This window comes from Streptomyces sp. NPDC054047, from assembly GCF_055585065.1.
Genome location: NZ_JBVJKV010000001.1, coordinates 833,748 through 860,524, shown reverse-complemented (window position 1 = coordinate 860,524; position 26,777 = coordinate 833,748). Strand labels below are relative to the sequence as shown.

Annotated in this window: 25 protein-coding genes; 10 read left to right on the top strand and 15 right to left on the bottom strand. The window is 72.4% G+C overall.

The features are described from left to right. Positions 1 to 16 precede the first annotated feature (16 nt). Both ppdK and ACZ6ZP_RS03940 read left to right on the top strand, forming a co-directional pair. Complete coding sequence (gene ppdK / locus ACZ6ZP_RS03945) at positions 17 to 2,752, top strand: pyruvate, phosphate dikinase (RefSeq protein ID WP_351160251.1); 2,736 nt, start codon at positions 17 to 19, stop codon at positions 2,750 to 2,752. 216 nt (positions 2,753 to 2,968) lie between these two features. Beyond that, a complete protein-coding gene (locus ACZ6ZP_RS03940) occupies positions 2,969 to 3,208 on the top strand; it encodes a hypothetical protein (RefSeq protein ID WP_351160248.1) in 240 nt (79 codons plus the stop codon). A gap of 55 nt (positions 3,209 to 3,263) precedes the next feature. Here the strand turns inward: ACZ6ZP_RS03940 and ACZ6ZP_RS03935 are convergent, their stop codons facing one another. The 3 genes from ACZ6ZP_RS03935 to ACZ6ZP_RS03925 form a co-directional block, all read right to left on the bottom strand. Next, positions 3,264 to 3,818: a hypothetical protein gene (locus tag ACZ6ZP_RS03935; protein WP_468613691.1), complete on the bottom strand. Its 555-nt coding sequence runs from the start codon at positions 3,816 to 3,818 to the stop codon at positions 3,264 to 3,266. 95 nt (positions 3,819 to 3,913) lie between these two features. Continuing rightward, positions 3,914 to 4,498 carry an SRPBCC family protein gene (locus tag ACZ6ZP_RS03930; protein ID WP_468613692.1) on the bottom strand — a complete coding sequence of 195 codons (585 nt, stop codon included), beginning with the start codon at positions 4,496 to 4,498 and terminating at the stop codon, positions 3,914 to 3,916. A gap of 10 nt (positions 4,499 to 4,508) precedes the next feature. After that, positions 4,509 to 6,380: an APC family permease gene (locus tag ACZ6ZP_RS03925; RefSeq protein WP_469405439.1), complete on the bottom strand. Its 1,872-nt coding sequence runs from the start codon at positions 6,378 to 6,380 to the stop codon at positions 4,509 to 4,511. Between the two features lie 272 nt (positions 6,381 to 6,652). Here ACZ6ZP_RS03925 and ACZ6ZP_RS03920 point away from each other — a divergent pair, with 272 nt between their 5' ends. After that, positions 6,653 to 7,180, top strand: coding sequence for a hypothetical protein (locus tag ACZ6ZP_RS03920; protein WP_469405438.1), 528 nt, complete (start codon positions 6,653 to 6,655; stop codon positions 7,178 to 7,180). A gap of 147 nt (positions 7,181 to 7,327) precedes the next feature. Here ACZ6ZP_RS03920 and ACZ6ZP_RS03915 read toward each other — a convergent pair whose 3' ends face one another. From ACZ6ZP_RS03915 to ACZ6ZP_RS03890, 6 genes are all read right to left on the bottom strand, one after another. Next, complete coding sequence (locus ACZ6ZP_RS03915; RefSeq protein WP_469405437.1) at positions 7,328 to 8,299, bottom strand: SDR family NAD(P)-dependent oxidoreductase; 972 nt, start codon at positions 8,297 to 8,299, stop codon at positions 7,328 to 7,330. A gap of 89 nt (positions 8,300 to 8,388) precedes the next feature. Next, positions 8,389 to 9,165 (bottom strand): SDR family NAD(P)-dependent oxidoreductase, encoded by a 777-nt coding sequence (locus ACZ6ZP_RS03910; RefSeq protein ID WP_351160234.1) that lies wholly within the window; start codon positions 9,163 to 9,165, stop codon positions 8,389 to 8,391. A 117-nt stretch (positions 9,166 to 9,282) separates the two neighbouring features. Continuing rightward, on the bottom strand, positions 9,283 to 9,867 hold the full coding sequence (locus tag ACZ6ZP_RS03905; RefSeq protein ID WP_351160231.1) for a TetR/AcrR family transcriptional regulator: 585 nt from the start codon (positions 9,865 to 9,867) through the stop codon (positions 9,283 to 9,285). 72 nt (positions 9,868 to 9,939) lie between these two features. Then, positions 9,940 to 10,263 carry a nitrite reductase small subunit NirD gene (gene nirD / locus ACZ6ZP_RS03900; RefSeq protein ID WP_383818768.1) on the bottom strand — a complete coding sequence of 108 codons (324 nt, stop codon included), beginning with the start codon at positions 10,261 to 10,263 and terminating at the stop codon, positions 9,940 to 9,942. After that, positions 10,260 to 12,860, bottom strand: a complete 2,601-nt coding sequence (gene nirB, locus ACZ6ZP_RS03895; protein ID WP_469405434.1) for a nitrite reductase large subunit NirB — start codon at positions 12,858 to 12,860, stop codon at positions 10,260 to 10,262. Before nirB ends, nirD begins: the two co-directional genes overlap by 4 nt. Before the next feature lies 1 nt (position 12,861). Then, complete coding sequence (locus ACZ6ZP_RS03890) at positions 12,862 to 14,187, bottom strand: NAD(P)/FAD-dependent oxidoreductase (protein WP_468613694.1); 1,326 nt, start codon at positions 14,185 to 14,187, stop codon at positions 12,862 to 12,864. Positions 14,188 to 14,623: 436 nt separating this feature from the next. Here ACZ6ZP_RS03890 and ACZ6ZP_RS03885 point away from each other — a divergent pair, with 436 nt between their 5' ends. The 3 genes from ACZ6ZP_RS03885 (at position 14,624) to ACZ6ZP_RS03875 (ending at position 17,188) form a co-directional block, all read left to right on the top strand. Next, positions 14,624 to 16,078 (top strand): ferredoxin reductase family protein, encoded by a 1,455-nt coding sequence (locus tag ACZ6ZP_RS03885; RefSeq protein ID WP_469405793.1) that lies wholly within the window; start codon positions 14,624 to 14,626, stop codon positions 16,076 to 16,078. Positions 16,079 to 16,117: 39 nt separating this feature from the next. Further along, positions 16,118 to 16,309 carry a hypothetical protein gene (locus ACZ6ZP_RS03880; protein ID WP_351160220.1) on the top strand — a complete coding sequence of 64 codons (192 nt, stop codon included), beginning with the start codon at positions 16,118 to 16,120 and terminating at the stop codon, positions 16,307 to 16,309. Positions 16,310 to 16,405: 96 nt separating this feature from the next. After that, on the top strand, positions 16,406 to 17,188 hold the full coding sequence (locus tag ACZ6ZP_RS03875; RefSeq protein WP_351160217.1) for a sulfite exporter TauE/SafE family protein: 783 nt from the start codon (positions 16,406 to 16,408) through the stop codon (positions 17,186 to 17,188). Positions 17,189 to 17,235: 47 nt separating this feature from the next. Here ACZ6ZP_RS03875 and ACZ6ZP_RS03870 read toward each other — a convergent pair whose 3' ends face one another. The 3 genes from ACZ6ZP_RS03870 to ACZ6ZP_RS03860 all read right to left on the bottom strand — a co-directional run bounded on the left by ACZ6ZP_RS03870 (position 17,236) and on the right by ACZ6ZP_RS03860 (position 19,805). Next, positions 17,236 to 17,838: a class F sortase gene (locus ACZ6ZP_RS03870; protein ID WP_351160714.1), complete on the bottom strand. Its 603-nt coding sequence runs from the start codon at positions 17,836 to 17,838 to the stop codon at positions 17,236 to 17,238. A gap of 198 nt (positions 17,839 to 18,036) precedes the next feature. Next, positions 18,037 to 18,594 (bottom strand): hypothetical protein, encoded by a 558-nt coding sequence (locus tag ACZ6ZP_RS03865; protein ID WP_351160214.1) that lies wholly within the window; start codon positions 18,592 to 18,594, stop codon positions 18,037 to 18,039. A 425-nt stretch (positions 18,595 to 19,019) separates the two neighbouring features. Further along, positions 19,020 to 19,805, bottom strand: coding sequence for an aminotransferase class IV family protein (locus ACZ6ZP_RS03860; RefSeq protein WP_351160211.1), 786 nt, complete (start codon positions 19,803 to 19,805; stop codon positions 19,020 to 19,022). A 217-nt stretch (positions 19,806 to 20,022) separates the two neighbouring features. Between ACZ6ZP_RS03860 and ACZ6ZP_RS03855 the strand changes: the two genes are divergently transcribed. After that, positions 20,023 to 20,682 (top strand): NADPH-dependent FMN reductase, encoded by a 660-nt coding sequence (locus ACZ6ZP_RS03855; RefSeq protein ID WP_351160208.1) that lies wholly within the window; start codon positions 20,023 to 20,025, stop codon positions 20,680 to 20,682. Between the two features lie 63 nt (positions 20,683 to 20,745). Here ACZ6ZP_RS03855 and ACZ6ZP_RS03850 read toward each other — a convergent pair whose 3' ends face one another. Further along, complete coding sequence (locus ACZ6ZP_RS03850) at positions 20,746 to 22,032, bottom strand: sensor histidine kinase (protein WP_351160206.1); 1,287 nt, start codon at positions 22,030 to 22,032, stop codon at positions 20,746 to 20,748. Next, positions 22,029 to 22,802, bottom strand: coding sequence for a hypothetical protein (locus ACZ6ZP_RS03845; RefSeq protein WP_383818759.1), 774 nt, complete (start codon positions 22,800 to 22,802; stop codon positions 22,029 to 22,031). Before ACZ6ZP_RS03845 ends, ACZ6ZP_RS03850 begins: the two co-directional genes overlap by 4 nt. Before the next feature lie 155 nt (positions 22,803 to 22,957). On the opposite strand from ACZ6ZP_RS03845, the gene cutA reads away from it, so the two are divergent. The 3 genes from cutA to ACZ6ZP_RS03830 all read left to right on the top strand — a co-directional run bounded on the left by cutA (position 22,958) and on the right by ACZ6ZP_RS03830 (position 24,279). Continuing rightward, positions 22,958 to 23,326, top strand: a complete 369-nt coding sequence (gene cutA / locus ACZ6ZP_RS03840) for a divalent-cation tolerance protein CutA (protein WP_469405432.1) — start codon at positions 22,958 to 22,960, stop codon at positions 23,324 to 23,326. Next, positions 23,323 to 23,760: a gamma-glutamylcyclotransferase family protein gene (locus ACZ6ZP_RS03835; RefSeq protein ID WP_383818756.1), complete on the top strand. Its 438-nt coding sequence runs from the start codon at positions 23,323 to 23,325 to the stop codon at positions 23,758 to 23,760. Before cutA ends, ACZ6ZP_RS03835 begins: the two co-directional genes overlap by 4 nt. Before the next feature lie 222 nt (positions 23,761 to 23,982). Next, on the top strand, positions 23,983 to 24,279 hold the full coding sequence (locus tag ACZ6ZP_RS03830; RefSeq protein WP_351160194.1) for a DUF6355 family natural product biosynthesis protein: 297 nt from the start codon (positions 23,983 to 23,985) through the stop codon (positions 24,277 to 24,279). A gap of 112 nt (positions 24,280 to 24,391) precedes the next feature. Here the strand turns inward: ACZ6ZP_RS03830 and ACZ6ZP_RS03825 are convergent, their stop codons facing one another. Beyond that, the gene (locus ACZ6ZP_RS03825; protein WP_469405431.1) at positions 24,392 to 26,545 is read right to left on the bottom strand and encodes a molybdopterin oxidoreductase family protein; all 2,154 of its coding nucleotides are present in this window, start codon (positions 26,543 to 26,545) and stop codon (positions 24,392 to 24,394) included. Between the last annotated feature and the right edge of the window lie 232 nt (positions 26,546 to 26,777).

Genomic DNA, 26,777 nt, shown 5'->3' with positions numbered 1-26,777 from the left:
CGAGGAGTCGAGACCCGTGTCGGAAAACAAAGATCCCCACGTAGCGCAGAACGATGCGGCCGTGAAGTTCGTCTACGACTTCACCGAGGGCAACAGGGACCTCAAGGACCTTCTCGGCGGGAAGGGCGCGAACCTCGCCGAGATGACCAACCTCGGGCTGCCCGTCCCTCCGGGCTTCACGATCACCACAGAGGCCTGCAAGACCTACCTCGCCAGCGGCGAGGAGCCGGTAGAGCTGCGCGACGAGGTCAGCGCGCACCTCGACGCCCTCGAGCAGAAGATGGGCAAGAAGCTCGGTCAGGCCGACGACCCGCTGCTCGTCTCCGTCCGCTCGGGCGCCAAGTTCTCGATGCCCGGGATGATGGACACCGTCCTGAACATCGGGCTCTCCGACAAGTCGGTGACGGGCCTGGCCAAGCAGTCCGGCGACGACCGCTTCGCGTGGGACTCCTACCGCCGCCTCATCCAGATGTTCGGCAAGACGGTCATGGACGTCGACGGCGAGCTCTTCGAGGACGCCCTGGAGGCCGCCAAGGCCGCCAAGAAGGTCACGGTCGACACCGACCTGGAGGCCGGCGACCTGAAGAAGCTGGTCACCAAGTTCAAGAAGATCGTCAAGACCGAGGCCGGGCGCGACTTCCCGCAGGACCCGCGCGAGCAGATGGACCTCGCGATCCGCTCGGTCTTCGAGTCGTGGAACACAGACCGCGCCAAGCTCTACCGCCGCCAGGAGCGCATCCCCGGCGACCTGGGCACCGCGGTCAACATCTGCTCCATGGTCTTCGGCAACCTCGGCCCGGACTCCGGCACGGGCGTCGCGTTCACCCGCGACCCGGCCAGCGGCCACCAGGGCGTGTACGGCGACTACCTGACGAACGCCCAGGGCGAGGACGTGGTGGCGGGCATCCGCAACACCGTCGCGCTCGCCGATCTGGAGCAGATCGACAAGAAGTCGTACGACCAGCTCATGCAGATCATGGAGACCCTTGAGACGCACTACAAGGACCTCTGTGACATCGAGTTCACCATCGAGCGCGGCCAGCTGTGGATGCTGCAGACCCGCGTCGGCAAGCGCACCGCGGGTGCCGCCTTCCGCATCGCGACGCAGCTCGTCGACCAGGGCCTGATCGACGAGGCCGAGGCGCTGCAGCGCGTCAACGGCGCCCAGCTCGCCCAGCTGATGTTCCCGCGCTTCGACGAGGACGCGAAGGTCGAGCAGCTGGGCCGCGGCATCGCCGCGTCACCCGGTGCCGCGGTCGGCAAGGCGGTCTTCGACTCGTACACGGCCATCAAGTGGTCGCGTTCGGGCGAGAAGGTCATCCTCATCCGCCGTGAGACCAACCCCGACGACCTCGACGGCATGATCGCCTGCGAGGGCATCCTCACCTCGCGCGGCGGCAAGACCTCGCACGCCGCCGTCGTCGCCCGCGGCATGGGCAAGACCTGTGTCTGCGGCGCCGAGGACCTGGAGGTCGACACCAAGCGGCGCCGCATGACGGTGGGCGGCACCGTCGTCGAGGAGGGCGACGTCGTCTCCATCGACGGCTCGACGGGCAAGGTGTACCTGGGCGAGGTGCCCGTGGTCCCCTCGCCGGTCGTCGAGTACTTCGAGGGCCGCATGCACGCGGGTGCCGACGACGCCGACGAGCTGGTCGGCGCCGTGCACCGGATCATGGCGTACGCGGACCGAGTACGACGCCTGCGCGTCCGCGCCAACGCGGACAACGCCGAGGACGCGCTGCGCGCCCGCCGCTTCGGCGCCCAGGGCATCGGCCTGTGCCGCACCGAGCACATGTTCCTCGGCGAGCGCCGCGAGATGGTCGAGCGCCTGATCCTCGCCGACGCGGACGAGGCCCGCGAGGAGGCCCTCAAGGAGCTGCTCCCGCTCCAGAAGCGCGACTTCGTGGAGCTCTTCGAGGCGATGGACGGCCTTCCGGTCACCGTCCGTCTCCTGGACCCGCCGCTGCACGAGTTCCTGCCGGACATCACCGAGCTCTCCGTCCGGGTGGCGCTCGCCGAGTCCCGCAAGGACTCCAACGAGAACGACCTGCGCCTGCTCCAGGCCGTGCACCGCCTGCACGAGCAGAACCCGATGCTGGGCCTGCGAGGCGTACGCCTGGGCCTGGTCATCCCCGGCCTGTTCACCATGCAGGTACGGGCCATCGCGGAGGCCGCGGCCGAGCGCAAGAACGCCAAGGGCGACCCGCGTGCGGAGATCATGATTCCGCTCGTCGGCACGGTCCAGGAGCTGGAGATCGTCCGCGAGGAGGCCGAGCAGGTCATCGCCGAGGTCGAGGCGACGACCGGTGTGGAGCTGAAGCTGGCGCTCGGCACCATGATCGAGCTGCCGCGTGCCGCGCTCACGGCGGACCAGATCGCGGAGGCCGCCGAGTTCTTCTCCTTCGGCACGAACGACCTCACGCAGACCGTCTGGGGCTTCTCGCGCGACGACGTGGAGGCGAGCTTCTTCACGGCGTACCTGGAGAAGGGCATCTTCGGGGTCTCGCCCTTCGAGACCATCGACAAGGACGGCGTGGGCAAGCTGGTCAAGGACGCGGTCAAGGCCGGCCGGGCCACCCGCCCCGACCTGAAGCTCGGCGTCTGCGGCGAGCACGGCGGCGACCCGGAGTCCGTCCACTTCTTCCACGAGGTGGGCCTGGACTACGTCTCCTGCTCCCCGTTCCGCATCCCGGTGGCCCGCCTCGAGGCGGGACGCGCCGCCTCGGAGTCGGCGGGCAGCGACCACCGGTAGCACTCCGGGACCGACGCCGTGTCCCCGACCCTCACCGATGCGGCGTCGGTCCCGGTTCACCACGAAGGGGCAGCTTCCTGTGCGGGGGAGCTGCCCCTTCGAGCAGTGGGGACGACAGCGCCCGCGGCCGGACATAGGGTGGAGATGCCGGGAGCAGACACGGGCACCACGGCAGAGCACCGCGGACCCCGCTCCTGACTCACACCAGGACGCATCATGGTCATCGCACGCAGGGCCGCGGCAGCAGCGGCCATGGCGGCTTTCGCGCTCGGAGGCGCGACCGCAGGCGTCAGCGCCACGCAGCTCGTCTCCCAGGCGGACACCAGCATCACGCAGGCCGATCGCAAGCCCCGGCCGCTGCAGCCGGTCTCGCCCCCTGGGCTCGTGGAATCCGGAGTGGACCGTCCGGACGAGGCGAACACCCCGCTCACCGGGCGTACAAACCAGTTCAAGTAGCCGGCCGCTGACCGGCTGACCGGCTGACCCACTGGCCACTCGCCGCCCAGGCGACTCATTTCGTTCTCAGGCCGCGGCTTCCGGCTCGGTTCTTCGCGATGTTCCGTGTCTTCCTGGTGTTGGCCGACTCGGCGACCAGGGCCAGTACCGCCGGCGACGTCGACCACTCGGCGAGGTGGCGCTGCATCCAGTCCGTGACCTCCGCCAGCTCGGCCGGTGTCGGCACGTGACCGTCCTCGACGGACAGGTGGAACAGCCAGTCGTGGATGCGCCGGCGGATGAAATCGCGGTAGGCCTCCGTCGTGAACTGGTCGATCTCCGGCAGCAGTTCGGCCGACCACTCCCCAAACTCGGTGGGGCCGGTCGCCTGCGTCGCGATCTCGTCCACGAGGGCGACCACCGCCGTCTTGGCCCCCATTTCGTCGGGGTCGCGCAGGATCGTGGCCACGATCGCGCGGTCTCGGTCGCGGCTTCGCGAGGAAGCGGTCACCGAGACGACGCGCAGGTACGCGGCCGTCCGGACGTGGTCGTCCGCGACGGCTTCGTCGACGTCCACGTCGAGGATGCCGGTCTCCGCCAGCAACTCGGCCACATCGGAACGCAAGGGCATCGCTTCATCCCCTTCCCGCGGGGCTACTTGGGACGGAGCGGCGGACGGCATACGGGTACGCGCCGTACCGGCCGGCGGCGTGGGGCTGAGCTCGGTCAGTCTTCCAGGAGGGACTTGAGCTCGGCCAGGCGCTCCCGCCAGAACACCTTGTACGCCGCCACCTCCGCCGCGTCCCGCAGCTTCTCGTGGCCGACGCCCACCACCGTCTTCTCCGGGCCCTTGGCCGTGAGCGTCACGGAGACGCGGGTGGTGGTGCCTTCGGCGTCCTTGAAGTCGGCGGTCACCGACTTGGCGGGGCGGTGCGTGCGGAGGGTGAACTCCACGCCGGGGAGCCAGCGGGCGCGTACGCCGTCGTCCGCGAAGGCCTCGACGACCCGCGCCGCCGTGGCGTCGATGGTCTTGCTGCCGCTGGTCCGCCACGCGCCCGTGCTGCTCTGGCCGACCTCCCGCAGCCCGCGCTCCTGTTCGTAGCCGACGGCCACGGACTGGGCGTACCAGCCGTCGACGGCGTGGTCCTCGCGGACGTGGCGGGCGATCGCGGTGTGGCCGCGGGACGCGGCACCCCAGGCGTCGAGCACCGCGAACCACTGCGGCCAGTCCTTGCCGGTCGCCTCGCGCAGCGTCTCGTCCGACAGCTTCTCGGTGATCCTCTTGCCCGTGCTTCCGCCGCTCCCGCTCATGGCGCCGACGCTAGGACCGGCGCCGCCCCGCCGCAAGGCGGAACCGCAGGCGGCAGATGACCGCGTCGGTGTCCCTGCGGACGGCGTGCGCGAGGACCGAGCCGCGCTGGTTCTGGAGCAGGCGCTGCCAGACGTGGGCCGGTTCGACCTCGGGGATCAGGACGGTGACGCGGGTGGTGGGGTGGTACGTGTAGATCTTCCGTACGTACGCCGACACCGGCCGCCCGACCGTCCGCGTCCGCGAGGGCAGCTCCACCAGGTCGACGCCCGGGTTCCACAGCTCCCAGTCGCGGCGCAGCGCCTCCGACGCGCGCCGGTCCTCGGGGTCGGGGTGGGTGACCGTGACCGCGCGCACCTCGTCGCCGAGCGACACCGCGGCGTTCAGGGCCTCGCAGGTGAGGCGGGACAGGTGGGACACGGGGACGATGACCAGGGAGTGGTCGCGGTGCGGGGGCTCCGGGACGCGGCCGAGGCCCAGGTCGTCGCCGATCCGGCGGTAGGCGCGGTGCACGGCCTCGAAGCAGAGCACGATCGCGGGCAGCGCGAGCACGATCAGCCAGGCGCCCTCGGTGAACTTGGTCGCCGTGACGACCACCGCCGAGATGCCGGTGAGGACCGCGCCGAAGCCGTTGAGCAGGGCCTTCGCGGGTTTGCCCGCCGTGCGCCAGTGGAGAACCATCCCGGTCTGGCAGAGCGTGAAGCCGACGAAGACGCCGATCGCGAAGAGCGGTACGAGCGTGTTGGTGTCGCCGCCCGAGAAGACGAGCAGCGCGGCCGACACGGCGGCGAGGGCGAGGACGCCGTGCCGGTGGACCTGGCGGTCGGCCTTCAGGGCGAAGACGTGCGGGAGGTAGTTGTCCCGGGCGAGCAGGCTCATCAGGACCGGCAGGCCGCCGAAGGACGTGTTGGCGGAGAGGGCGAGCAGGATCATCGTCGCGAACTGCACGACGTAGAAGGCCCAGTTGTGGCCGAGCGAGGCGTCCGCGAGCTGCGCGAGGACCGTGACGCCCTCCACCGGCTGGAGCCCGAAGCGGGAGATCAGCGCGGACAGGCCGATGAGCATCACCCCGAGCAGCGCGCCGAGCGCGACCTCCGCGTGCTGGGCGCGCTTGACGCGCGGGGTACGGAAGGACGGTACGGCGTTGGCGATGGCCTCGACGCCGGTGAGGGCGGAACAGCCCGACGCGAACGCCTTCAGGAGGAGCAGCGCGCCGACGGTCGTGGCGTTGTCGGCGAGGGCGGACGCGTGCCCCTCGGCGGCGGCCGTGCTGACTGGGCCCGCACGGAACAGACCGATCGTGATCATGGTCAGGATCGCGGTCACGAATATCGCCGTGGGGGCGATGAAGACGCGCGCCGAGTCGACGATGCCGCGCAGATTGACCGCCGTGACGAGGACGAGGACGGCCAGGCAGATCGCCACCCGGTCGCCGTACAGCTCCGGGAAGGCGGAGGTGAGCGCCGCGACGCCCGCGGTGACGGCGACGGCGACGTTCAGTACGTAGTCCAGGACCAGTGAGGCCGCGGCGACCAGGCCCGCGCGGCGGCCCAGGTGGGTCTTGGCGGCGGCGTAACTGCCGCCGCCGTCGGGGAAGGCGGCGATGACCTGCCGGTAGGAGGCGACGAGCACGGCGAGCAGGGCGGCGATGCCCAGCGTCACGGGCAGGGTGAAGCCGAGGCCGTGGCCGCCTGCTGCCGCGAGGACCAGGACGATGGCCTCGGGGCCGTAGGCGACGGAGGCCATCGCGTCCAGGGAGAGCGCGGCGAGGCCTTGGACGGCGGTGAGGCGGTGGCGGTCGGTGGGGTCGGCCGTCTTCTCGGTGCCTGGGGTCCTGGTGCCCGGGGTCTCGATGTTCGGGGTCTCGGAGACGGTGTCGGTCATGGGCGGGGCCCTCCAGGCGGGTTCGATCGCTTGAGCGATGCCCAGCGTGAGGGGGCCGTGGACGGGCCGCGGGCGGCTTTGGCGGCTCTTTGGCGCGTACGGCGGGGATCTTCACGCCTCTTTGACGCGGGGTGCCATCAGGCATCAGCGGCCGCCATCAGGTGCCATCCGGCGTCGTCGGGCGTCAGCGGTGCGTCAAGGAGGGCGGGGGAGGAGTATGCGGGCCGTCAACACCGCTGACGTGGCGCGCGGTCCGTCCTACGGTGCCGCACATGACACATGCGAGGGGTGGCGTCGGGGACGGTGCCGTGTCCGACCGGCGCTGGGGAGCCGATGTGCGGGCCGCCGCGTGCTGCGCTGCCGCGCTCTTCGTCCTCATCGACCTCGTCGACTGGGCGAACGGCACGTTGGACGCGCCGCGGGGCGGGTTGTGGGCGGGGCTTTCGGGGCTGCTGTACCTGGTCCTGCATCCGGTGCGGGTGACGGCGGGGCCGGGGTGGCTGGCGGTGCGGGGGCTGCTGCGCCGCCGGCACGTCTGTACGGGGCTGTTGACCGCGGTGCGGCACAGCGAGGGGATCGCGGCGCGCCTCGTGCTGTGTGACTCGCTCGGGAATCGGGTGGAGGTGGATCCTCAGGTGCTCGCGGAGAATCCGCTGCTGCTGCACCGGCTGGACGCGGGGGCGCGGGACGCGGTTGCCTGCGGGCTGCTGCGGACGGGGTCCGAGGTGCTTGGGCGGCTGTCCGCCCGGCTTGACGGCGATGCGGCGAGGGGGGTCTTCGAGGCGTCTGGCCTGCGGTAAGGGCGGGGTCGCTGCGGGGCACTCCCCAACCCCGCGGGGCATTTCCCCCTCCCCGCCCTCCCCGAAATCCCGCTCGGCGCAGGGGCCTTGGTGACCGCCGATCACCGGCTCGGCCGAGTTCGTCCTCAATCGCCGGACGGGCTGTGTCTAGCCCGCCGGGTACCGCACCCCGGTAAGACCCTCCGAAGCCTCCCAGAGCCGTTCCGCCGCAGCATCGTCGAGCGTCCACTTCGCCCGCCACGACTTCCCCGGCGCCCCCTGCCACCCCAGCACCCGAGGACCGGTGAACGAGTCCGGGCGGACTCCCCGTGCCGTCGCCGCGTACAGCGTCGGCAGTGCGCCCGCGGTCGCCGACTGGGCCAGGGCGCGGTTGCCCAGCCACATCACTCGCTCGGCGAGCCTGCGGCCCTCCATCTTGGGGGCGGCGGCCTGGAGGTTCGTCTCCGCGTAGCCGGGGTGCGCCGCGGCCGCCACCACGTCGGAGCCGCTCGCCGCGAGGCGTCGTGCCAGTTCGTGGACGAACAGGAGGTTCGCCGACTTGGAGCGGCCGTACGCGATCCAACGCCGGTAGTTGCGCTCGCTGTTGAGGTCGCGCAGGTCGATGTTCCCCAGTGCGTGGAACGCGCTGGACACCGACACGATCCGGGCCCCCGGCGTCCGCAGGAGCCGGGGCAGCAGCAGACCCGTGAGCGCGAAGTGGCCCAGGTGGTTGACCCCGAACTGCGTCTCGAAGCCATCCGCCGTCTGCATGTAGGGCAGCGCCATCACGCCCGCGTTGTTGACGAGGAGATCGAGGCCGCCGCCCCCGCCGCCGCCCCCGCTCCCCTCGCTGTCCCCACTGCCCCCGCCGTCACGGTCGTACGAAGCTGTGAACTCCCGCACCGAGCCGAGGTCCCCCAGGTCGAGCCGCCTGAACTCCGCCTGCGCCGAGGGAACTTCGGAACGCAGTCGCTCCAGCGCCCGCGTCCCCCGCTCCTCGCTCCGGCAGGCGAGGGTGACGCGCGCGCCACGGCGGGCGAGTTCGCGTGCGGTGACATAGCCGATGCCGCTGTTGGCGCCGGTGACCACGGCCGTGCGGCCGCTCTGATCGGGGATGTCGCTCGCGTTCCAGCCCGTCATGACACAGCTCCCTCTGCTTGGGCGCACGCTGGTTCTTACTCACGCTGGTTCTTACTCAAGAGTAAGTGGTGCGAGCCCAGGGCAGGGAGTCAGGCAGCCGCACCCCCGTCGATCACGAGATCCGCGCCGACCACCGACGCCGATTCGTCCGAGGCGAGGTAGAGCACGGCGGCGGCGACCTCTTCCGTCGACGAGACGCGGCCGAGCGGTGTCGCGGTCTTCATGCGCTCCGTGCGCTCGGCCTCGCTCTCGCCGCCCTGGAGCGACATGCTCGTGTCCGAAGAGCCGGGGCTCACGGCGTTGATGCGCACCCCGTCCCGGATGTGCTCGGCCGCCGCGCCCTTGGTCAGCGCGGAGACCGCCGCCTTGGTGGCGGCGTACGCGGTGGTCCCCGGGACGCGGATGTGGGCGCCGAGGGTGGAGGAGATGTTGACGACGGTCCCGCCGTTCGGCTGCGTACGCATCTGCTTCACCTCGGCCTGCAGGGCGAGCAGTACGCCGGTGACGTTGATGTCGAGCATCGTCCGCCAGTCCTCCTCGGGCAGCTCCGCCACCGGCTGCCCGGCGCGCAGGACGCCCGCGTTGTTGACGGCCACGTCCAGGGAACCGAACCGCTCGACCGTGGCGTCGACGAGCGCCGCGAGATCCGCGGAGCGCGAGACGTCGGCGGTGACGGCCAGTGCCGTGCCTCCGGCGTCCTCGATGAGCCCCACGGTCTCCTTGAGCGGACCTTCGGTGCGCCCGGCGACGACGACGTTGGCGCCCTCGGCGGCGAAGGCGAGCGCCATGGCACGGCCGAGGCCGGAGCCGCCGCCGGTGACGAGGGCCGTGCGGCCGGTGAAACGGGTACGCGCTGCTGAAGTCATGAGAGAGACTCGATTCTTTTCTTGAACGATCGGTTCAGTATCAGGGCATGAAAAAGAAGCCGGTGAGGCCGGGGAGCCAAGGAAGCCAAGGAAGCCAGGGGGGTGAGGGGGGTCGGTTCAGTCGAGCAGGCTCAGTGCCTGCTCCGTCGCGTCCCGCACCCGCGCCGGGTCCTTCGACGCCTTGCCGACGATGCGAAGGCCCTGCATCAGGGTCAGCAGCATGCGCGCGAGCGCCAGGGGGTCGCGGTCCTGCGGCAGCTCGCCCTGCGCCTGGGCGCGGACGAGTGCGGAGTGCAGGAGCGTCTCCATGTGCTCCCAGCTGCGCTCGACGCAGCGGGCGGCCGGTTCGTCGTGCGGGCCGAGTTCGGCTGCCGTGTTCGTGATGAAACAGCCGTTCAGACGGCCCTCCTCGGAGGCGGCCTCGCTCCCGAAGCGGCGCACCACCGCGCGGACGGCGGGCAGGGCGGGGCCCGGCTGCGAGAGCTCGGCGAGCAGGCGCGGGTTCTGGAGCGTCGCGTACCGCTCCAGCGCCTTCAGGTACAGCTCGTGCTTGTTGCCGAACGTCGCGTAGATGCTGGCGCGGCCGATGCCGAGCGCCTCGACGAGGTCCGCCATCGACGTCGCCTCGTAGCCGCGCCGCCAGAACAGCTCTAGGGCCGACTGGAGCGCGGCGTCCGGATCGAATTCCTTGGTCCTGGCCACGAGGAGAGATTAAGCAATACTGGAACGGCCGGTCAAGTAGCCGCGTGATCGGCCCCGGCGGACGGTGCTGGATCAGGCGAGGCGGACCGTATGCGTCTCCACCGTCACCGAATCGTCGTCCAGGCACTGCCCCGTCTCCAGGTCGAACCGCTGCTTCAGGAGCGGCGACGCGACGAACGGCCGGCCGGCCGCCGCGCCGAGCAGGCCGCGCGAGAGCACCGCCGCGCCGGTGAACGGGTCGCGGTTGTCGATCGCGTACGCACGGCCCGCGCGGTCGATGAAGAGTGCGGCCTGGCGGCCGTCCGGGAGCAGGGCGGCGATGCCGCGGCCCGGCTGGAGCACCGCGCGGTCGCAGACCTCGAACCAGTCGTCGTCCAGGTGGAGTTGAACGCTCATCGGGATGCAGCACCTTCCAGGTCGCGGGGGCGGGAGCCGATGGTGAGGAGGGGCAGGTCCGGCTTGATCTGGTCCCGCTCGGGGACGAAGCTCACGGTCGGGTCAGGGACGTCCGGCGCGTTCACGAAGGACACGAACCGGGCCAGGCGCTCGGGGTCGTTGATGGTCTCGGACCACTCGTCGCGGTAGTTCGCGACGTGGTCGGCCATCAGGGCCTCCAGCTCGGCGCAGAGGCCCAGCGAGTCGTGCACGACCACGTCGCGTACGTGGTCAAGGCCGCCCTCGATCCGCTCCAGCCAGGTCGACGTGCGCTCCAGGCGGTCCGCCGTGCGGATGTAGAACATCAGGAACCGGTCGATGAGACGCACCAGTTCGGCGTCGGACAGGTCCTGCGCGAGCAGGTCCGCGTGGCGCGGGGTCGCGCCGCCGTTGCCGCCCACGTACAGGTTCCAGCCGCTCGACGTGGCGATCACGCCGAAGTCCTTGGACTGGGCCTCCGCGCACTCGCGGGCGCACCCGGAGACGGCCGACTTCAGCTTGTGCGGGGAGCGCAGGCCGCGGTAGCGCAGCTCCAGGTCGATCGCCATCCGGACCGAGTCCTGCACGCCGTAACGGCACCAGGTCTGCCCGACGCACGACTTCACCGTCCGCAGCGACTTGCCGTACGCGTGCCCCGACTCGAAGCCCGCGTCCACCAACCGCGTCCAGATCAGCGGCAGTTGCTCGACGCGCGCGCCGAACATGTCGATGCGCTGGCCGCCGGTGATCTTCGTGTAGAGCCCGAAGTCCCTTGCCACCTCGCCGATCACGATCAGCTTCTCCGGGGTGATCTCGCCGCCGGGGATGCGCGGCACGATCGAATAGGAGCCGTTCTTCTGGAGGTTGGCGAGGAAGTGGTCGTTGGTGTCCTGGAGCGATGCCTGCTCGCCTTCGAGCACATAGCCGTCGGCGCCGATCGTCGGGGCCAGCGAGGCGATGATCGAGCCGACCGTCGGCTTGCAGGTCTCGCAGCCCTCGGTGCCGCGGGCGGCCTCGCGGCCGTGGGCGTCCAGGAGCTGCCGGTAGGAGGTGATGCCCAGGGTGTGGACGATCTCGTACAGCTCCTGGCGGGTCTGGCCGAAGCAGCCGCACAGGCCCTTGTCGACCTCGACGCCCGACGCCTCCAGCTCGTCGTTGACCAGCTGGCCGAGCACCTTCACGCAACTTCCGCAGCCCGTACCGGCCTTGGTGCACTTCTTGACCTCGGGCACGGTCGTGCAGCTGTGCTCGGTGACGGCGCCGCGGATCGAGCCCTTGGTGACGTTGTGGCAGGAGCAGATGACCGCGGAGTCCGGCAGCGAGGACGGGCCGAGCGCCACCGGGCCGCCCGCGCCGGCGGGGAGCACCAGCTGCTCCGGCGAGACCGGTGGCACGCTGCCGGTCATCGGCCGCAGCACGCCGTAGGACTCCGCGTCGCCGACAAGGACGCCGCCGAGCAGCTCGCCGCCCGCGCCGATGACCAGCTTCTTGTACGTGCCCGAGCGCGAGTCCGAGTAGACGACGTCCAGGCAGTCCGGGGTCGCCCCGTGCGCGTCGCCGAAGGAGGCGACGTCCACGCCGAGGAGCTTCAGCTTGGTCGACATGTCGGCGCCGGTGAAGCTCGACTCCTCGGTGGCGATGGAGGCGGCCACGGTCTCCGCCATCTCGTATCCGGGCGCGACGAGTCCGTAGACCCGGCCGTCCGATGCCAGGGCGCACTCGCCGATCGCGTACACGGCCGGGTCGCTGGTGCGGCACTGCTCGTCGACGGTGATGCCGCCGCGCTCGCCCACCGACAGGCCGCTCTCGCGGGCGAGTTGGTCGCGGGGCCGGACACCGGCGGAGAACACCACCAGATCGGCGGTCAGTTCGCTGCCGTCCGACAGCTTCATCCCGCTGACGGCGCCGTCGGTGGCGACGATCTCCTGGGTGCCCACGCCCGTGTGGACGGTCAGGCCCATGCCGGTGATGGTGCGCAGGAGCGCGGCGCCACCGCCCTCGTCGACCTGCACCGGCATCAGCCGCGGCGCGAACTCGACCACGTGCGTGGCCAGTCCGAGCCCGCGCAGCGCGCCCGCCGCCTCCAGGCCGAGCAGTCCGCCGCCGACGACGGCGCCGGTCTTGGCGTAGGTCTTCGCGTACTCCTCGATGGCGAGCAGGTCCTCGATGGTGCGGTAGACGAAACAGCCGGTGGTGTCCTTGCCGGGCACCGGCGGCACGAAGGGGAAGGAGCCGGTCGCCAGGACGAGGGTGTCGTACGCGAAGGTCTGCCCCGAGCGCGCGGTGACGGTCTTCGCGTCGCGGTCCACGGTCCGTGCCGGATCGCCGACGTACAGCTCGATCCCGTGTTCCCGGATGAACTCCGGGTCGGTGAGGGAGAGTTCGTCGGGCGTGCGGCCCGAGAAGTACGAGGTGAGCTGTACGCGGTCGTAGGCGGGCCGCGGCTCCTCGCACAGGACGACCACGCGGTGCGTGGCGGTGAGGCCACGTGCGGCGAGGGCCTCGAGGAAACGCTGGCCGACCATGCCGTGCCCGACCAGGACGATGGTGTTGTCGTGGCGGGGGGTGTCCGTGGGCATCTCAGAGGCCTCCGATTGGGGTCTCCCCTGCTCGAGCGGAGTCGAGAGTTTGGGGAAGGGTGAGCAGGTGGAGCAGGGGGCTGCCGTCGTCGGGCAGGGGGTCGTCGGCCTCCCAGGCGCGGGCGAGCGTGCCGACGGCGGTGAGCTCGCCGAGCAGCACGCCGCCGACGAGCCGGTCGCCGCGCACGACGACCTTGCGGTACGTGCCACGGGTGGCGTCCGCGAGCTGGACCACGTCGTCGTCGGGCCGGTGCTCGGGGTCGCCGAAGGCCGCCAGGTCCAGGGGAGCGGAACCGGGGTGTCCGTTGTGCAGGGTGAGGCGGGTGAGGGCGCGGGTGCCTGCGTAGGGGCGGGCGTCGTGCGGTGAGATCAGGGAGTCCGCGAGGGCGTCGGCCTGTTCGAGCGCCGGGGCGGCGAGGCAGCGGGCCTCGCCGGAGTGCTCGGCGCAGTCGCCGATGGCGCGGATGTGCGGGTCGGAGGTGCGCAGCTGGTCGTCGACGACGATCCCGCGGCGTACGTCGAGTCCCGCGGCCTGCGCGAGGCCCGTGCGGGGGCGGACGCCGCAGGCGAGGACGGTGAGGTCGGTGCCCAGGACGTACCCGTCGGCGAGCTCCACGGAGCGCACCGCCCCGTCGGCCTGCCGCACGCCGCGCACGCGGCACTCGGTGTGCACTTCGACGCCGAGGTCGGTGAGATGCCGGTGTACGAGGTCACTGGCGCCCGGGTCGAGCTGGCGCTCCATGAGGCGGTCGCCCTGCTGGGTGAGGACGACCTGGGCGCCGCGGACGGCGAGCGCGCGGGCGGCCGACACGCCGAGCAGTCCGCCGCCGATGACGACGACGCGGGTGCCTTTTCCTGTGCCCGTGCCCGTGCCTGTGCCGACGGCCTCGGACAGGGCGAGGCAGTCGTCCATGGTCCGGAAGGCGTGCACGCCGCGCGGCAGGTCGACGGCGCCGGGCTCGAAGAGGCCGCGCAGGGGCGGGAGGACGGGGTTCGAGCCGGTCGCGAGGACGAGGGTGCCGTACGGGACGACGCTGCCGTCCGCGCAGTGCACGACGCGGTCCGCGCGGTCGACGCGGACGGCGCGGGTGCGGAGGAACTCGCCGGGGGCGGACGGCAGGCCGATGACGTCCGGGCCGAGCCGTCCCGCGAGGACGTCGGCGAGGAGCACGCGGTTGTACGGGGCGTGCGGCTCCTCCCCGATGAGAACGGCCCCGGTGCCGCCGTCGCCCCCGAGGCGCTGGGCGAGCCGGACACCGGCGAGGCCGCTGCCGATCACCACCACGCGGGAGGGCGAGCTCTGGGGGCCCGGGGTCGAAGAGGTCATGTACGGCAGAGTGCGGGGGCGGTGTTACCCGTCGGCATCCTGACTGTTTCCCGGCGGGAACGCTGCCCTCAGCGGGCGCCGGAACGGGTTGTGAGGGTCGCCCCCGCCTCCGGTCCCGGCCGAACGGGCCTCTCCCGCCCCTCCGCATCCGGTCCTCGCCGAACGGGCCTCGCCCGCCCACCCGCCCGTTCACCCCGCATCCGGTCCTGGACGAACAGGCCTCTCCCGCCCCGCCGCGCCCCGGCTTAACCCCCGTTGAGCCGGTCCTCAAGTCCACCTTAAGGATCAGCGATAACCCCCTGACCAGCCACTTCTGCCCGCGCCCCGCGCCTAGTCTGCGGCGGTGACCACCGAGGTAGCCGATTCCCGTCTCGCCGCGTACCCCGCGCTGTCCGCGTACCTGCGGCAGACGGAGGGGCCGCAGCTCCCGCCGCCCATGCCCGCGGAGCCCCCGCGACCCCCACGACCCCCACGGCAACGCCCCGCCACCGCCGCCACCCCCGTCCCCCCGATCCGCCTCACCCCCACCGCCCTCCGCAACGGAATCCTCGCCGCGGCCCTCGCCGTCACCGCGCTCTGGGCCGTGCAGGCCGAACCCTCGGCCCGGCTCGACGTGCTCTTCGCGACCGGCGCCCACCTCACCGGACTGCTCGCCGGGTACGGCGTCCTCGTCATGCTCTTCCTGATGGCCCGCGTCCCCGCGGTCGAGCACGGCGTCGGCGCCGACCGGCTCGCGCGGCTGCACGCCCTCGGCGGTCGCTACGTACTCACCCTCTGCCTGGGCCACGCCCTGCTCGCCCTGTGCGGATACGCCGCCCACGCCGACACCGACCTCCTCAGCGCCACCGCCGCCCTGCTCGGCTACCCGGGCCTCGCCCTCGCCGCCGTCGGCACGTCCCTGCTCATGGCCGTCGGCGTCACCTCCGCCCGCGCCATGCGCCGCCGCGTCCCGCACGAGACCTGGCGGGCCGTGCACCTGCTGACCTACCTCGGCGCCGCGCTCGCCTTCGTGCACCAGCTCGCCGGGCCCGACGTGGCGGGCAGCGTCCTGACGGTGTGGGTGTGGTCGATGCTGCACGCCACCGTGGCGGTCCTGCTCGTCTGGTACCGCGTCGTCGTACCCGTCCGCCAGGCGCTGAAGCACAGCCTGCGCGTCATCGACGTACGCGACGAAGGGCCCGGTGTCGTGTCCGTCGTGATGCAGGGCATCGGGCTCGACGGACTGCGGGCCGAACCCGGCCAGTTCTTCCGCTGGCGCTTCCTGCGGCGCAGGCTCTGGCGCACCGCGCTGCCGTTCTCGCTCTCCGCGCCCGTGCGCGACGACACCCTGCGGATCACCGTGAAGGCCGTCGGCGACCACACGCGGCGGATGCGGCGCCTGAAGCCGGGGACGCGCGTGCTCGCCACGGGGCCCTTCGGGGCGCTGACCGCCCACCGGCGTACGCGCAGGAAGGTGCTGCTGCTCGCGGGCGGGGTGGGGATCACCCCGATGCGGGCGCTGTTCGAGACGCTGCCGGGCGGGCCGGGCGACATCACCCTGCTCTACCGGGCGGGCAGCGCCGAGCAGCTCGTGCTGCGCGATGAGCTGGAGGAGATCGCCCGCGGCAGGGGAGCGGGGCTGCACTATCTGCTCGGGCGGTCCGACGCCTCCATCGATCCTTCCGCAAGCTCTCGGCTTCGGCCGAGCAGGGAAGACCTGTCGAGCAGGGAAGACCTGTCGAGCAGGGAAGACCCCATTTCCCCGCAGGCCCTGCGCAATCTGATCCCCGACCTCGCCGAGCACGACGTGTATCTGTGCGGGCCGCCCGGAATGACCGCCTCCGCCACCACCGCGCTCGTCCGCGCCGGGGTGCCCGAGCAGCGCATCCACACCGAGTGCTTCACCTTCTGACCGAGTGCTTCACCTTCCGAGAGGGGATCGCAGGCCGACATGGGACGTCACCGCAAACCCGTAGGCCCCGCCCAGGGGCCCACCCTCCAGGCCCGCCGCAAGCTGGCGACGGGCCTCGCCGGAGCGAGCGCGCTGGTCGCCACGGTCCTCGCGCTCACCGTCGAACCGGCGTCACCGCCCGCTCCCGACCGCGTCCCGGCGGGGGCCCCGGCACCGCAGGCGGCGCCGTAGCCCCCGGGAACCGAAACCTCCGAAGACCCTCAACTCTCCCTCAACTCTCCCTGAATTCCATGGACGCGGTGATCACCTCTCCATAGGGTCGCGATCATGCCCGACATATCTCTGACCACCGTCGTCGTCCTGTGCGCAGCCGCCCTCGCGGCCGGCTGGATCGACGCGGTGGTGGGCGGCGGCGGCCTGCTCCTCCTGCCCGCCCTGCTGCTCGGGCTTCCCGGCTCGACCCCGGCCGCGCACGCCCTGGGGACGAACAAGGCCGTGGCCATCGTCGGCACCACCGGCGCCGCGGTGACGTACGTCAGGAAAACGCCCGTCGACGTGCGCACCGCCGTCCGCATCGGGCTCGCCGCGCTCGCCGGGTCCATGGGCGGCGCCTTCTTCGCCGCCGGCATGAGCACCGAGGTGCTCAAGCCCGTGATCATGGTGGTGCTGCTCGGCGTCGGTGCCTTCGTCATCTTCCGGCCCGCCTTCGGCACCGCGCCCTCCGCCCGGCCCGCCTCACCCCGGCGCATCCTCGCCGCCATCGGCCTCGCGGGCCTCGGCATCGGGTTCTACGACGGCCTCATCGGGCCCGGCACCGGCACCTTCCTGGTGCTCGCGCTGACCGCCGTGCTCCACCTCGACCTGGTGTCGGCCTCCGCCACCGCCAAGATCGTCAACTGCTGCACCAACGCGGGCGCCCTGGCGATGTTCGCCTGGCAGGGCGCGGTCCTGTGGCAACTGGCCGCCCTGATGGCCGTCTTCAACCTCGCGGGCGGCATGTTCGGCGCGCACACCGCGCTGAAGAAGGGCAGCGGGTTCGTCCGGATCGTGCTGCTCACCACCGTGTTCGGGCTCGTGGCCAAGATGGCGTACGAGCAGTGGCTCGCCTAGAACGGCGTCAGTGTACGCAGGACGGCGTCAGCGCTCGCAGGACCGCTTCACCGCACGCTCGTCAGGTGCGCGAACACCACCACGTTGCCCTGGTAGCCCGTCTTCCTCGAATAGCTGCCGCCGCACGTGATGACCCGCAGCTCCGGCCGGTCCGCCGCCCCGTACACCTTGTCGTCCGGGAACTCCTTCGCGTCGTAGACCTCGTTCGCGTCGACCGTGAACACCGCCACGCTGCCGTCCCTGCGCTCGACCTCGATGGTGCGGCCCCTGGTCAGGCCGCCCAGGTCGTAGAAGACCGACGGCCCATCGGCGTTGTCGACGTGCCCCGCCACGATCGCGGTGCCCGTCTCGCCCGGCGTCGTCCCCGACTCGTACCAGCCCGCGAGGTTCGTCTTCTTCGGAGGCGGTACGTCGAGACTGCCCTGCCGGGTCAGGCCGAGCCCCATGAGGGGCGCGTCGACCCGGATCGAGGGGATGCGGATCCGGTCGGGCGGGGACGGCGGGAGCGCCGCGGCGGCCGGGTCGTGGCCGGAGCGGGGATGCGCCGAAGCGGCCTGCGCGGCCGACGGCTGGGGCGGCGGACGGGACTCGGTGCCGTTGTGCAGCAGCCAGGCCCCGGCGCACAGGGCCAGGACGGTGACCGCGCCCATCGCGGCGTTGAGGGTCTTGAAGCCGCGAGGTCTGCTGTCAGAGCTCGTCCCGCCGACGTTCTTCCTGCGCTTCACTCGACTCGTCCCCCTCAGGGTTCGGGGAGGCCGGTCCCCGCTTCCCTCTCCGAATCCACGAGGGACAGGCGGACCCGGAGAGGGAGGGGGCTGGCGGTACCGGTGGACAGCGGAGGGTGTCCGTCAGATCCTGTCGCCTCTCGCCCGGCGATGCAGGAGCCAGGTACCGCCCGCGGCGGCGACGGCAAGCGCTGCCACACCCGCCGCGGTCTGCACGGGATCGGGGCCAAGAGCGCCGCCGACCCCCGTCTTCACGTGCCCCTTCGGGGCCACCTGCTGTTCACGGGCGGCGGCGGTGGAGGTGATCGTCACGACGAGATCGCCCGCCACCTGCTTGCCGTCCGCGCCGGAACCGGAGCACTGCGCGACGATCTCGTAGGTGCCCGGCTGAGCCGATGGCGGCACCTTGAACCGGCCGGTCGCGTTCTCCTCGTGATCCTCGTGCGTGGCAGGCGCGAGCGTGAACGTGCCCGCGCCCACCGCGCTGGCGTCGCCCGACGCGGACCCTCCGCCGCCGCACGCGGAGGTGTGCACGGTGACCGTGGAGCCGGGCACGACCGTGGAGGGGTGGACCTCCAGGCCGCCACCGGCGGCGAGCGCCGCGGCGGCCGCCGGTGGCGCCACGAGGCCCGCCGATGCGACGGCGAGCGCGGCAGTGGTCAGCAGGCGGGCTTTGCGCATCGTGCTTGCTCCTCCGAGGGGCCTTCAGAGGGCACGGCCCGCGGCACCCCCAAGTGCCGCTGCGTCGGTCGAACCCCGCTCTACCGAGGTAAGTGGCACTCGGCGGCGCACGCCTCCTGAAGGTCCGTCAGAAACTCTGCGGTGGAGCGGCTCCTGACGTTTCGACGGGAACATTCCAGCAGGTCACCCGGCGTGTCGCCGAGAAGTATCCGAAGGGGGTGCGCGGCGCCTGTGAATGGGTGACCCGGGGGCACCGCCACGGCCCGACCGCAGGCCCGCGGACCCCCCTGCACAACCTCTCCGCAGCCCTCCGCAGCCCTCCGGGACCCTTCCGGCGGACTCCGGAACCCCACTTCGGCGGACTCCGGAACCCCTCCGCGGACCTGAGTCCACCTCAGGCGGCCACCGCCTCAGACGCGTCCGCCTCAGACGGCGTCCCAGGGAACGTCGGCGTAGAGCCCCGCAAGCGTCCCCATCAGCTTCTCGTCGACCGCGAACTCCGTGGCGTCGATCCGCCGCACCGGCGCGATGCCCCGCGCGTTCGTGACGAAGACGGCCGAGTACGAGGAGAGGTCCGCGAGCGTGACCGGCGCCCGGCGCGTGGGGAGCCCGGCGGCCGCCAGCCGCGGTTCGAGCAGCCGCATCGTGATGCCGGTCAGGCAGGGCGCGTCGGGCCAGACGACCTCCGAGCCGTCGAAGAAGGCGATGTTCGTGACGGCGCCCTCGCTGATCGTCCCGTCGGGCGCGGTGAGCAGCGCGTCGTCGAAGCCCGCGCGCCGGGCGAGCTCTCCGTGCCGTGCCTGTCCGAAGCCGCCCAGGTGCTTGATGTGCGGGAAAGGCCGCTGGTAGGGGACGGACCGCAGGGCCTGCGCGCTCTCGGGCATCCCACCGGGCGGCCGCACGGTGACCGTCACGGAGGGCTCGCCCTCCGGCGCGTGGACGTGGACGCGTACGGAGGCGTCGGCGATGTCGTCGCGGAGCACGTTCCGGACGAGCCCGCGGACGTACTCCCCGTCGAGCTCCCGGTCGAAGAGCTCACGGGTGGCCGCGTCGAGCCGGGCCAGGTGCAGCCCGAGCCCGCGGGTCGCGCCGCCCCTGACCTGCATCGCGGTGAAGTGTCCGACACCGCCGAGAGCGGGCCACAGCAGTCGGTCGGCGGTGGCGGCCCGGCCGTCGATCTCAAGGCGCTGGAGGGGCGCGGGAGTTGTCATGGGCTTCACCGTACGACGTGGGGGCATGGGCCGGACGAGGGAACGGGAGGGGTGGGTGAGGCCGGGGTGAGTCCCGGGGGAGGGGCGGACGAGGTCCGGGCAAGGGGTGGACGAGGCCCGGGCAAGGGGTGGCCGCGGCGTCGGCTTCAGCCGCTCGCCGAATTCGTCGCGGGAGGCGCTTGACCTCAACCTAGGTTGAGCAACGAGGCTCCTACCCATGACCAAGAACACCGTTGCCGCAGATTCCACGTCCACCGCCGCGTCCACCCCCACGTTCGCCGCCGCGTCCGGCACGTCCGCCGCGCCCCTTCGCGTCGCCGTCATCATCGGGAGCAACCGGGAGGGCCGCTTCGGGCCGATCGTCGCCGAGTGGCTGCTGTCCCGGATCCGCGAGCGCGCGGACTTCGAGGTGGACGTCGTCGACCTGGCCGAATCCCATCTGCCGACCGCGCTCTCCTTCAACCCGTCCGCCGAAGTGCTCGCCGAACTCGGCAAGGTCACCCCGAAGCTGGCCGCCGCCGACGCCTTCGTCGTCCTCACCCCCGAGTACAACCACTCCTACCCCGCGTCCCTCAAGAACCTCATCGACTGGCACAACGCCGAATGGCAGGCCAAGCCCCTCGCCTTCGTCTCCTACGGAGGGCTCTCCGGCGGTCTGCGCGCGGTCGAGCACCTGCGCCCGGTCTTCGCCGAGCTGCACACCATGACGATTCGCGAAACCGTCTCCTTCCACAACGCGGGCGCGCTCTTCGCCGACGACGGCACCCACAAGGACCCGACGGCCGCGAACGCCGCCGCCAAGTCGATGCTCGACCAGCTCCACTGGTGGGCGTGGGCGCTGCGTGGCGCCAAGGAAGTGCGCCCGTACGGCAGTTGATTCCCGTAGTGCGCGCGTGGCTGGGCCACCGGTCGCGCGGAGGCAGGCCTCCGGCCGCGCGGGCTAGGCCTCCGGCAGACGCACCGTCGCCACCGCGCCGCCGCCCTCCGCGTTGCTCAGCTCCACCCGCGCCCCGATGACCTGCGCCTGGCCGAAGGCGATCGTCAGGCCCAGGCCCGTGCCCTGACCGCGCTCACGGGCGCCGGTCTGGAAGCGCCGCGGACCGTCCTTCAGGAGGTGCTCGGGGAAGCCGGGCCCTTGATCGCTGACCGTGACCACGGGTCCGGCCACCCGCACGTCGACCGGGTCGGCGCCGTGCCTGCGCGCGTTGGCGACCAGGTTGGCGATGATCCGCTCCAGGCGGCGCGCGTCGGTGCGTACGAGCGTGCCGTCCGCGCCGCACGACGCCGCGAACCGCACCGGGCACCCCGACCGCTGCACGATCCCCTCGGTCAGGGGGCCCAGCGGATGCGCGTCCAGGTCCGGCCGCTCCACCTCCGCGTCGAGCCGCGCCACTTCGAGCAGGTCCTCGGTGAGGGTGCGCAGGGCGAGCACCCGGTCGCGCACCAGCTCCGTGGGGCGGCTCTGCGGCAGGAGCTCGGCCGCGGTGTGCAGACCGGTCAGCGGGGTGCGCAGCTCGTGGGCGACGTCCGCCGTGAAGCGCTGCTCGGCCTCGATGCGCTGCTGAAGGGAGGCCGCCATCGTGTCGACCGCGGTGGCCAGTTCGGCCACCTCGTCCTTGCCGGGCCGGCTGCCCGGTGGCCGCGGATGGTCGATACGGGCGTCCAGATCGCCCTGGCTGATGCGGCGCGCGGTGGCCGCCGCGGTCCGCAGCTCGCGGCTGAGACGGCTGGCCAGGGCGGCGCCGCCGAGGGCCGCGAGGATGACGACGACGGCGCCCGACGCGATCAGCTGCTGGTCGAACTCCGCGATCTCGGCGGCCTGTTCGGCCAGCGGTTCGCGGACGGACAGCACATGGTCGCCGACCGGGCGCGCCGCCCACACGACGGGATCGGCGGCATCCATGTCGAGGTACGTGGTGCGCCGCCCGTCCAGCGCGGCGGCCCGCAGCGACGCGGGCAGGTCGGGCGCGTCGATGGCGGCGTCCGTACCGGCGTCGCCGTCGGTGTCGACCTGCCCCGTCAGCTCGTACAGCTGGCGCACCCGCACCAGCTGCGCGGTCGCCCCCGACCTGGCGTTCACGGAGACCTGCTCGAGGCGCGCCTGATGGATGAGGACCCCGATGGCGACGGCGACGACCGCGCAGCCCAGGGCAAGCAGTGCGGCGATCTTCCAGCGCAGTCCGAGGGCGTTGAGCGCGGCGCGGGCGCGCCGGGCGATGCCCCTCACCTCTGCCCGCCCGTGCCGCCGGAAGGCTCGGTACTGCCGGAAGGCTCGGTGCCGCCGGAAGGCTCCGTGCCGCCCGAAGGCTCCTGAGTGGGCTTCGGTGACGGAGGGCCTTCGGAGGAGCCCGGCGTCTTCTTGTAGTTCTTGACGTCGCTCACCGTGGACATCCGTACGCCGTCCCAGTGGAACCGCACGGCCTGCTCGCCGCCGTCCGTGCACGGGCTGCGCACCAGCAGGTCCCGGCCGAGCGTCTCGACGCTGACGCGCTTGCCCGCGGTGAGCAGGATCGGATAGACGCGGCCCTCGCGCTCCGTGTAGGCGACGAGGACGCTGCGCCCGCTCTCCGTGTCGGCGGCCACCAGCAGTTCGGGCCGCCCGTCGCCGGTCAGGTCCGTCAGGAGCGGTGGCCGAAGGCCGACCCGGCCGGGGCGGTCGATCTCGCCGCGGTCGGCGAGCGGCTTCATCCGCGGGTCGGCCCGCAGCACCTTGCGGAAGTCCTCCGCGCCGAGCCCGTCCTTGCCGAGCTTCGGCAGCCCCGCCAGGGGTTCCGGCGGCGGCTGGTGGGTGGCGGCGTCGGCGCCGGGCGCCTCCGACGACGTACTGGACCAGGCGGGCCAGAGCGGTTCGGGGCGCGGCTGCACGGAAACGGACGGCGCGGGCTCACCGGCGTCGAGCCCGTCCACGCTGCCGCATCCGGCCAGCACGACGGCCGCCGCGACGGCGAGGAGGGCGGCGCGGCGCGGGCGGCGGCGACGGGGGCAGGTGAGGTTCATGGCTCTACCGACGGTAGGAAGCGTCCATCACGGAAAACGGGACGTTGTGTAACAGACGGGGGTAGGCGGGGTGGAAACGCGGAGATCGGGACCTTCGGCCTGGCCGGTGGCCCCCTCCCGTCCCGCCGCCGGCCGGTCCGGTGAGAATCGGGCGCATGATGACGACGTACGCGCGCGGATGCGGACCCGGACCCGGCCCCGGACAGGCAGCGGTGCTCACCGTGTTGACCACGACCGACACCGCCCAGAAGGCGGAAGACCTCGCGAGCGGCGCGGTGACGGCACGGGTCGCCGCGTGCGCGCAGATAATCGGACCCGTCGTCTCCGTCTACCGGTGGGAGGGCGAGATCGAGACCGCACGGGAGTGGCAGGTGCTGTTCAAGACGGCCGCCGCGCGGTACGAGCCGCTGGAGGCCTGGCTGACCGAGGCCCACGACTACGACACCCCGGAGATCATCGCGACGCCGGTCGTGCGGGGGAGCGCGGCGTACCTGGAGTGGGTGGAGCGGGAGACGGCCGGGTGAGGCCGGAGGCGGACCGGCTGCCGTTCTTCGTGTACGGAACGCTGCGGCCGGGGGAGCCGAACCACGACGTCTACCTGCGCGGCCGTGTCGCGGCGGAGGTGCCCGCCCGGCTCGCGGGCGCGGTCCTCTACGAAGGGCCCGGCTATCCGTACCTGGTGGAGGAGCCCGAAGGCGCCCCGGTGCGCGGCGAGTTGATCGACGCGCTGCCATCCGCGTACGAGCGGCTCCTCGCCGACCTCGACGTGCTGGAGGAGTGCGCGCCGGGCGACCCCCGCAGCCTGTACGAGCGCGTGGTGCGCGAGGTGACCCTCCTGGACGGGACGACGGCGCGCGCGTGGGTGTACGTGGCGGCGCCGCGGGTGGCGGCGCGGCTGCGCGCCTCGGGGGCGGTGATCGCGGGAGGGGACTGGGCGTCGTTCCGGACGCGGCGGTGAGGTGTGCCGCGCGGGTTTCGCGCCGGCGCCGACGGTCCGGCCGTGGCGCGGATTTCGCAGCTCAAACGGCTGCGCACTCGATCCGGTGTACTCCATCACCCGTGCGAGCGACGTCACGCGAACCGCATGATCGCGCAGGGTGTTCGCTGTGGCACTCTCCGTGTGCACCAGTCGGTGCGCGAGTCGGTGCGTGAGCACCACGTCCTCAGCAGGAGTTGCCCCATGAGCCTTCGCCGTTCGCTGCCGGCCCTCGTCGGCGCCGTAGCCCTCACCCTCGGCCTCCCCGTGGCGGCCGCCGCGTCCGCTCACGCCCCGACCGCCGTCATGAACCCCTGCGGGTTCTACGAGACCGGCAGCGACGCGTTCTACAACCACTGCACAAGTGACGGCTCGAACGTCGTCATCCAGGTGCGCGTGGCCCTCGCCCCCGACTACGAGCGCTGTGTGGGCCCGGGCAACCACTGGCTGGGCTCGGCGAACAAGATCCAGGGCGCGCACTACGTGGGACGCACCTGCTGACGTTCGTACGGGCTGACCTCGTACGGGCTGATTCCGGATGGATTGATTCCGTACGGGCTGTTTTCGTACGTGCATGACCGCGGGCCGGGGGAGACGCCACCCCGGCCCGCCGCTATGTCCGCTCCAGACGCACCGCGCACACCTTGAACTCCGGCATCCGCGACACCGGGTCGAGCGCCGGATTCGTCAGGGAGTTGGCGCGGCCCTCGCCCGGCCAGTGGAACGGCATGAAGGCGGTGTCGGAGCGGATCGCGCTCGTGATCCGTGCCGGGGCGACGGCCCGGCCGCGCCGCGAGACGACGGTCACCGGCTCGCCGTCCCCGACCTCGAGGCGCGCGGCGAGCCGTGGATGCAGCTCCACGAAGGGGCCGGGGGCGGCGGAGTTGAGCTCGTCGACGCGGCGCGTCTGGGCCCCCGACTGGTACTGCGCGAGGACCCGCCCGGTGGTCAGGAGCACGGGATACTCCGCGTCCGGCTCCTCGGCCGCGGCCCGGTGCGTCACCGGCACGAACCGCGCGAGGCCGTCCTCGGTGGCGAACCGGTCGAGGAAGAGGCGTGGCGTACCGGGGTGCGCGGCACGTACTCCGTCCCCGCCCCGGCCCATCTCCCTGTCCTCCTCCCTGTCCTCGTGCCCGCCCTCGCCCTGGCCCTGGTCCGCGGGGCAGGGCCAGAAGACTCCCTCCCCGTTCCCCTCCTTCAGCCGCGCGTACGAGATCCCCGAGTAGTCCGCGACCCCGCCCGCGCTCGCCCGGCGCAGCTCCTCGAAGACCTCCTCCGGGTCCGTCGGGAAGCCCTTCTCGTGGCCGAGCAGGGCGGCCAGACCGTGCAGCACGTCCAGGTCGCTCCGTACGCCGTCCGGAGCGCTCACCGCCTGCCGGCGCAGCAGCACCCGCCCCTCCAGGTTCGTCACCGTCCCCGTCTCCTCGGCCCACTGCGTCACCGGCAGGACCACATCGGCCAGTTGGGCCGTCTCGGAGAGCACGACGTCGGCCACCGCAAGGAAGTCGAGCGAGCGCAGCCGCTCCTCCACGTGCGCGGCGCGCGGCGCCGACACCACCGGGTTGGAGCCCATCAGGAGCAGCGCCTTGATGTCCCCGCCGAGCGCGTCCAGGAGCTCGTACGCGGAACGGCCTGGGCCCGGGAGCGAGTCCGGGTCGACGCCCCACACCCCCGCCACGTGCGCCCGCGCCGCCGGGTCGGTCAGCTTGCGGTAGCCGGGCAACTGGTCGGCCTTCTGGCCGTGTTCCCGTCCGCCCTGCCCGTTGCCCTGCCCGGTCAGGCAGCCGTACCCGGCGAGCGGACGGCCCGCGTTGCCCGTCGCGAGGCAGAGGTTGATCCAGGCGCCCACCGTGTCCGTCCCCTTGGACTGCTGCTCGGGCCCGCGCGCGGTGAGCACCATCGCGGCCCCGGCGTCGCAGAACATCCGCATGGCGTCCCGGAGGTGGGGCACGGGAACGCCGCTGATCCGCTCCACGTACTCCGGCCAGTGCGCCATCGCCGCCGCCCGCGCCGCCTCCCAGCCGCTGGTGCGCTCCTCGATGAACGCCTCGTCCGTCCGGCCCTCGGCCACCACCAGGTGCAGCAGGCCGAGCGCGAGGGCGAGGTCGGTGCCGGGGCGCGGCGCCAGATGCAGGTCGGCCTGCTCGGCGGTGCGGGTCCTGCGTGGGTCGACGACGATCAGCTTCCCGCCGTTCGCCTTCAGCTCCGTCAGGTACCGCAGCGCGGGCGGCATCGTCTCGGCGAGGTTCGAACCGACGAGGATCACGCAGCCGGTGCGCGGGATGTCCTCCAGCGGGAACGGCAGGCCTCGGTCGAGCCCGAAGGCCCGCTGCCCGGCCGCTGCCGCCGACGACATGCAGAACCGGCCGTTGTAGTCGATCTGCGACGTGCCGAGCGCCACCCGCGCGAACTTCCCCAGGGCGTACGCCTTCTCGTTGGTCAGCCCCCCGCCGCCGAACACCCCGCAGGCGTCCGCGCCATGGTCCGTACGCGTGCGGGAGAGCCCCTCGGCGACGCGGCCGACGGCCTCCTCCCAGGTGGCCGGTTCGAGCCGGCCCGTGGCGTGGGATCGGATGAGTGGCTCGGTCAGGCGCACCCGGGAGGAGAGCACAGCGGGCGCCGTGCGGCCCTTGCCGCACAGCGCGCCCCCGTTCACGGGGAACGCGGGGCGCTCCACGACCTCCACCCCGCCGGGGCCGGTCGCCAGGCCCATCCCGCATTGCAGCGCGCAGTACGGACAGTGGGTCGGTGTCGCCTCGGTGTGCATGCGGTCCAGCGTCCGCCGGACGTGTTACGCCCCCCGACGCGATCGCGTTACACCCGCGGTAAGCCGACCTCAGCGCGGCCCGCACCCCACTGTGAGCGGGGCCGTGCCTAGGGGCGCGGGGAACTGCGCGAGGACGGACCACGACCGGCACTCGGCGGACGAGCGGTAGAAGGCGGACGCGCCCCGGCTCAGGGCCCAGGGGCCAGATCCCTCAGCGAGGGTCGTGCCCCTT

Bases quoted from the DNA above. Each gene is read 5' to 3' on its own strand.
- ACZ6ZP_RS03940 (WP_351160248.1), top strand. From the start codon at position 2,969: ATGGTCATCGCACGCAGGGCCGCGGCAGCAGCGGCCATGGCGGCTTTC.
- ACZ6ZP_RS03935 (WP_468613691.1), bottom strand. From the start codon at position 3,818: ATGCCCTTGCGTTCCGATGTGGCCGAGTTGCTGGCGGAGACCGGCATC.
- ACZ6ZP_RS03930 (WP_468613692.1), bottom strand. From the start codon at position 4,498: ATGAGCGGGAGCGGCGGAAGCACGGGCAAGAGGATCACCGAGAAGCTG.
- ACZ6ZP_RS03925 (WP_469405439.1), bottom strand. From the start codon at position 6,380: ATGACCGACACCGTCTCCGAGACCCCGAACATCGAGACCCCGGGCACC.
- ACZ6ZP_RS03920 (WP_469405438.1), top strand. From the start codon at position 6,653: ATGACACATGCGAGGGGTGGCGTCGGGGACGGTGCCGTGTCCGACCGG.
- ACZ6ZP_RS03915 (WP_469405437.1), bottom strand. From the start codon at position 8,299: ATGACGGGCTGGAACGCGAGCGACATCCCCGATCAGAGCGGCCGCACG.
- ACZ6ZP_RS03910 (WP_351160234.1), bottom strand. From the start codon at position 9,165: ATGACTTCAGCAGCGCGTACCCGTTTCACCGGCCGCACGGCCCTCGTC.
- nirD (WP_383818768.1), bottom strand. From the start codon at position 10,263: ATGAGCGTTCAACTCCACCTGGACGACGACTGGTTCGAGGTCTGCGAC.
- nirB (WP_469405434.1), bottom strand. From the start codon at position 12,860: ATGCCCACGGACACCCCCCGCCACGACAACACCATCGTCCTGGTCGGG.
- ACZ6ZP_RS03890 (WP_468613694.1), bottom strand. From the start codon at position 14,187: ATGACCTCTTCGACCCCGGGCCCCCAGAGCTCGCCCTCCCGCGTGGTG.
- ACZ6ZP_RS03885 (WP_469405793.1), top strand. From the start codon at position 14,624: ATGCCCGCGGAGCCCCCGCGACCCCCACGACCCCCACGGCAACGCCCC.
- ACZ6ZP_RS03880 (WP_351160220.1), top strand. From the start codon at position 16,118: ATGGGACGTCACCGCAAACCCGTAGGCCCCGCCCAGGGGCCCACCCTC.
- ACZ6ZP_RS03875 (WP_351160217.1), top strand. From the start codon at position 16,406: ATGCCCGACATATCTCTGACCACCGTCGTCGTCCTGTGCGCAGCCGCC.
- ACZ6ZP_RS03870 (WP_351160714.1), bottom strand. From the start codon at position 17,838: ATGGGCGCGGTCACCGTCCTGGCCCTGTGCGCCGGGGCCTGGCTGCTG.
- ACZ6ZP_RS03865 (WP_351160214.1), bottom strand. From the start codon at position 18,594: ATGCGCAAAGCCCGCCTGCTGACCACTGCCGCGCTCGCCGTCGCATCG.
- ACZ6ZP_RS03860 (WP_351160211.1), bottom strand. From the start codon at position 19,805: ATGACAACTCCCGCGCCCCTCCAGCGCCTTGAGATCGACGGCCGGGCC.
- ACZ6ZP_RS03855 (WP_351160208.1), top strand. From the start codon at position 20,023: ATGACCAAGAACACCGTTGCCGCAGATTCCACGTCCACCGCCGCGTCC.
- ACZ6ZP_RS03845 (WP_383818759.1), bottom strand. From the start codon at position 22,802: ATGAACCTCACCTGCCCCCGTCGCCGCCGCCCGCGCCGCGCCGCCCTC.
- cutA (WP_469405432.1), top strand. From the start codon at position 22,958: ATGATGACGACGTACGCGCGCGGATGCGGACCCGGACCCGGCCCCGGA.
- ACZ6ZP_RS03830 (WP_351160194.1), top strand. From the start codon at position 23,983: ATGAGCCTTCGCCGTTCGCTGCCGGCCCTCGTCGGCGCCGTAGCCCTC.
- ACZ6ZP_RS03825 (WP_469405431.1), bottom strand. From the start codon at position 26,545: ATGCACACCGAGGCGACACCGACCCACTGTCCGTACTGCGCGCTGCAA.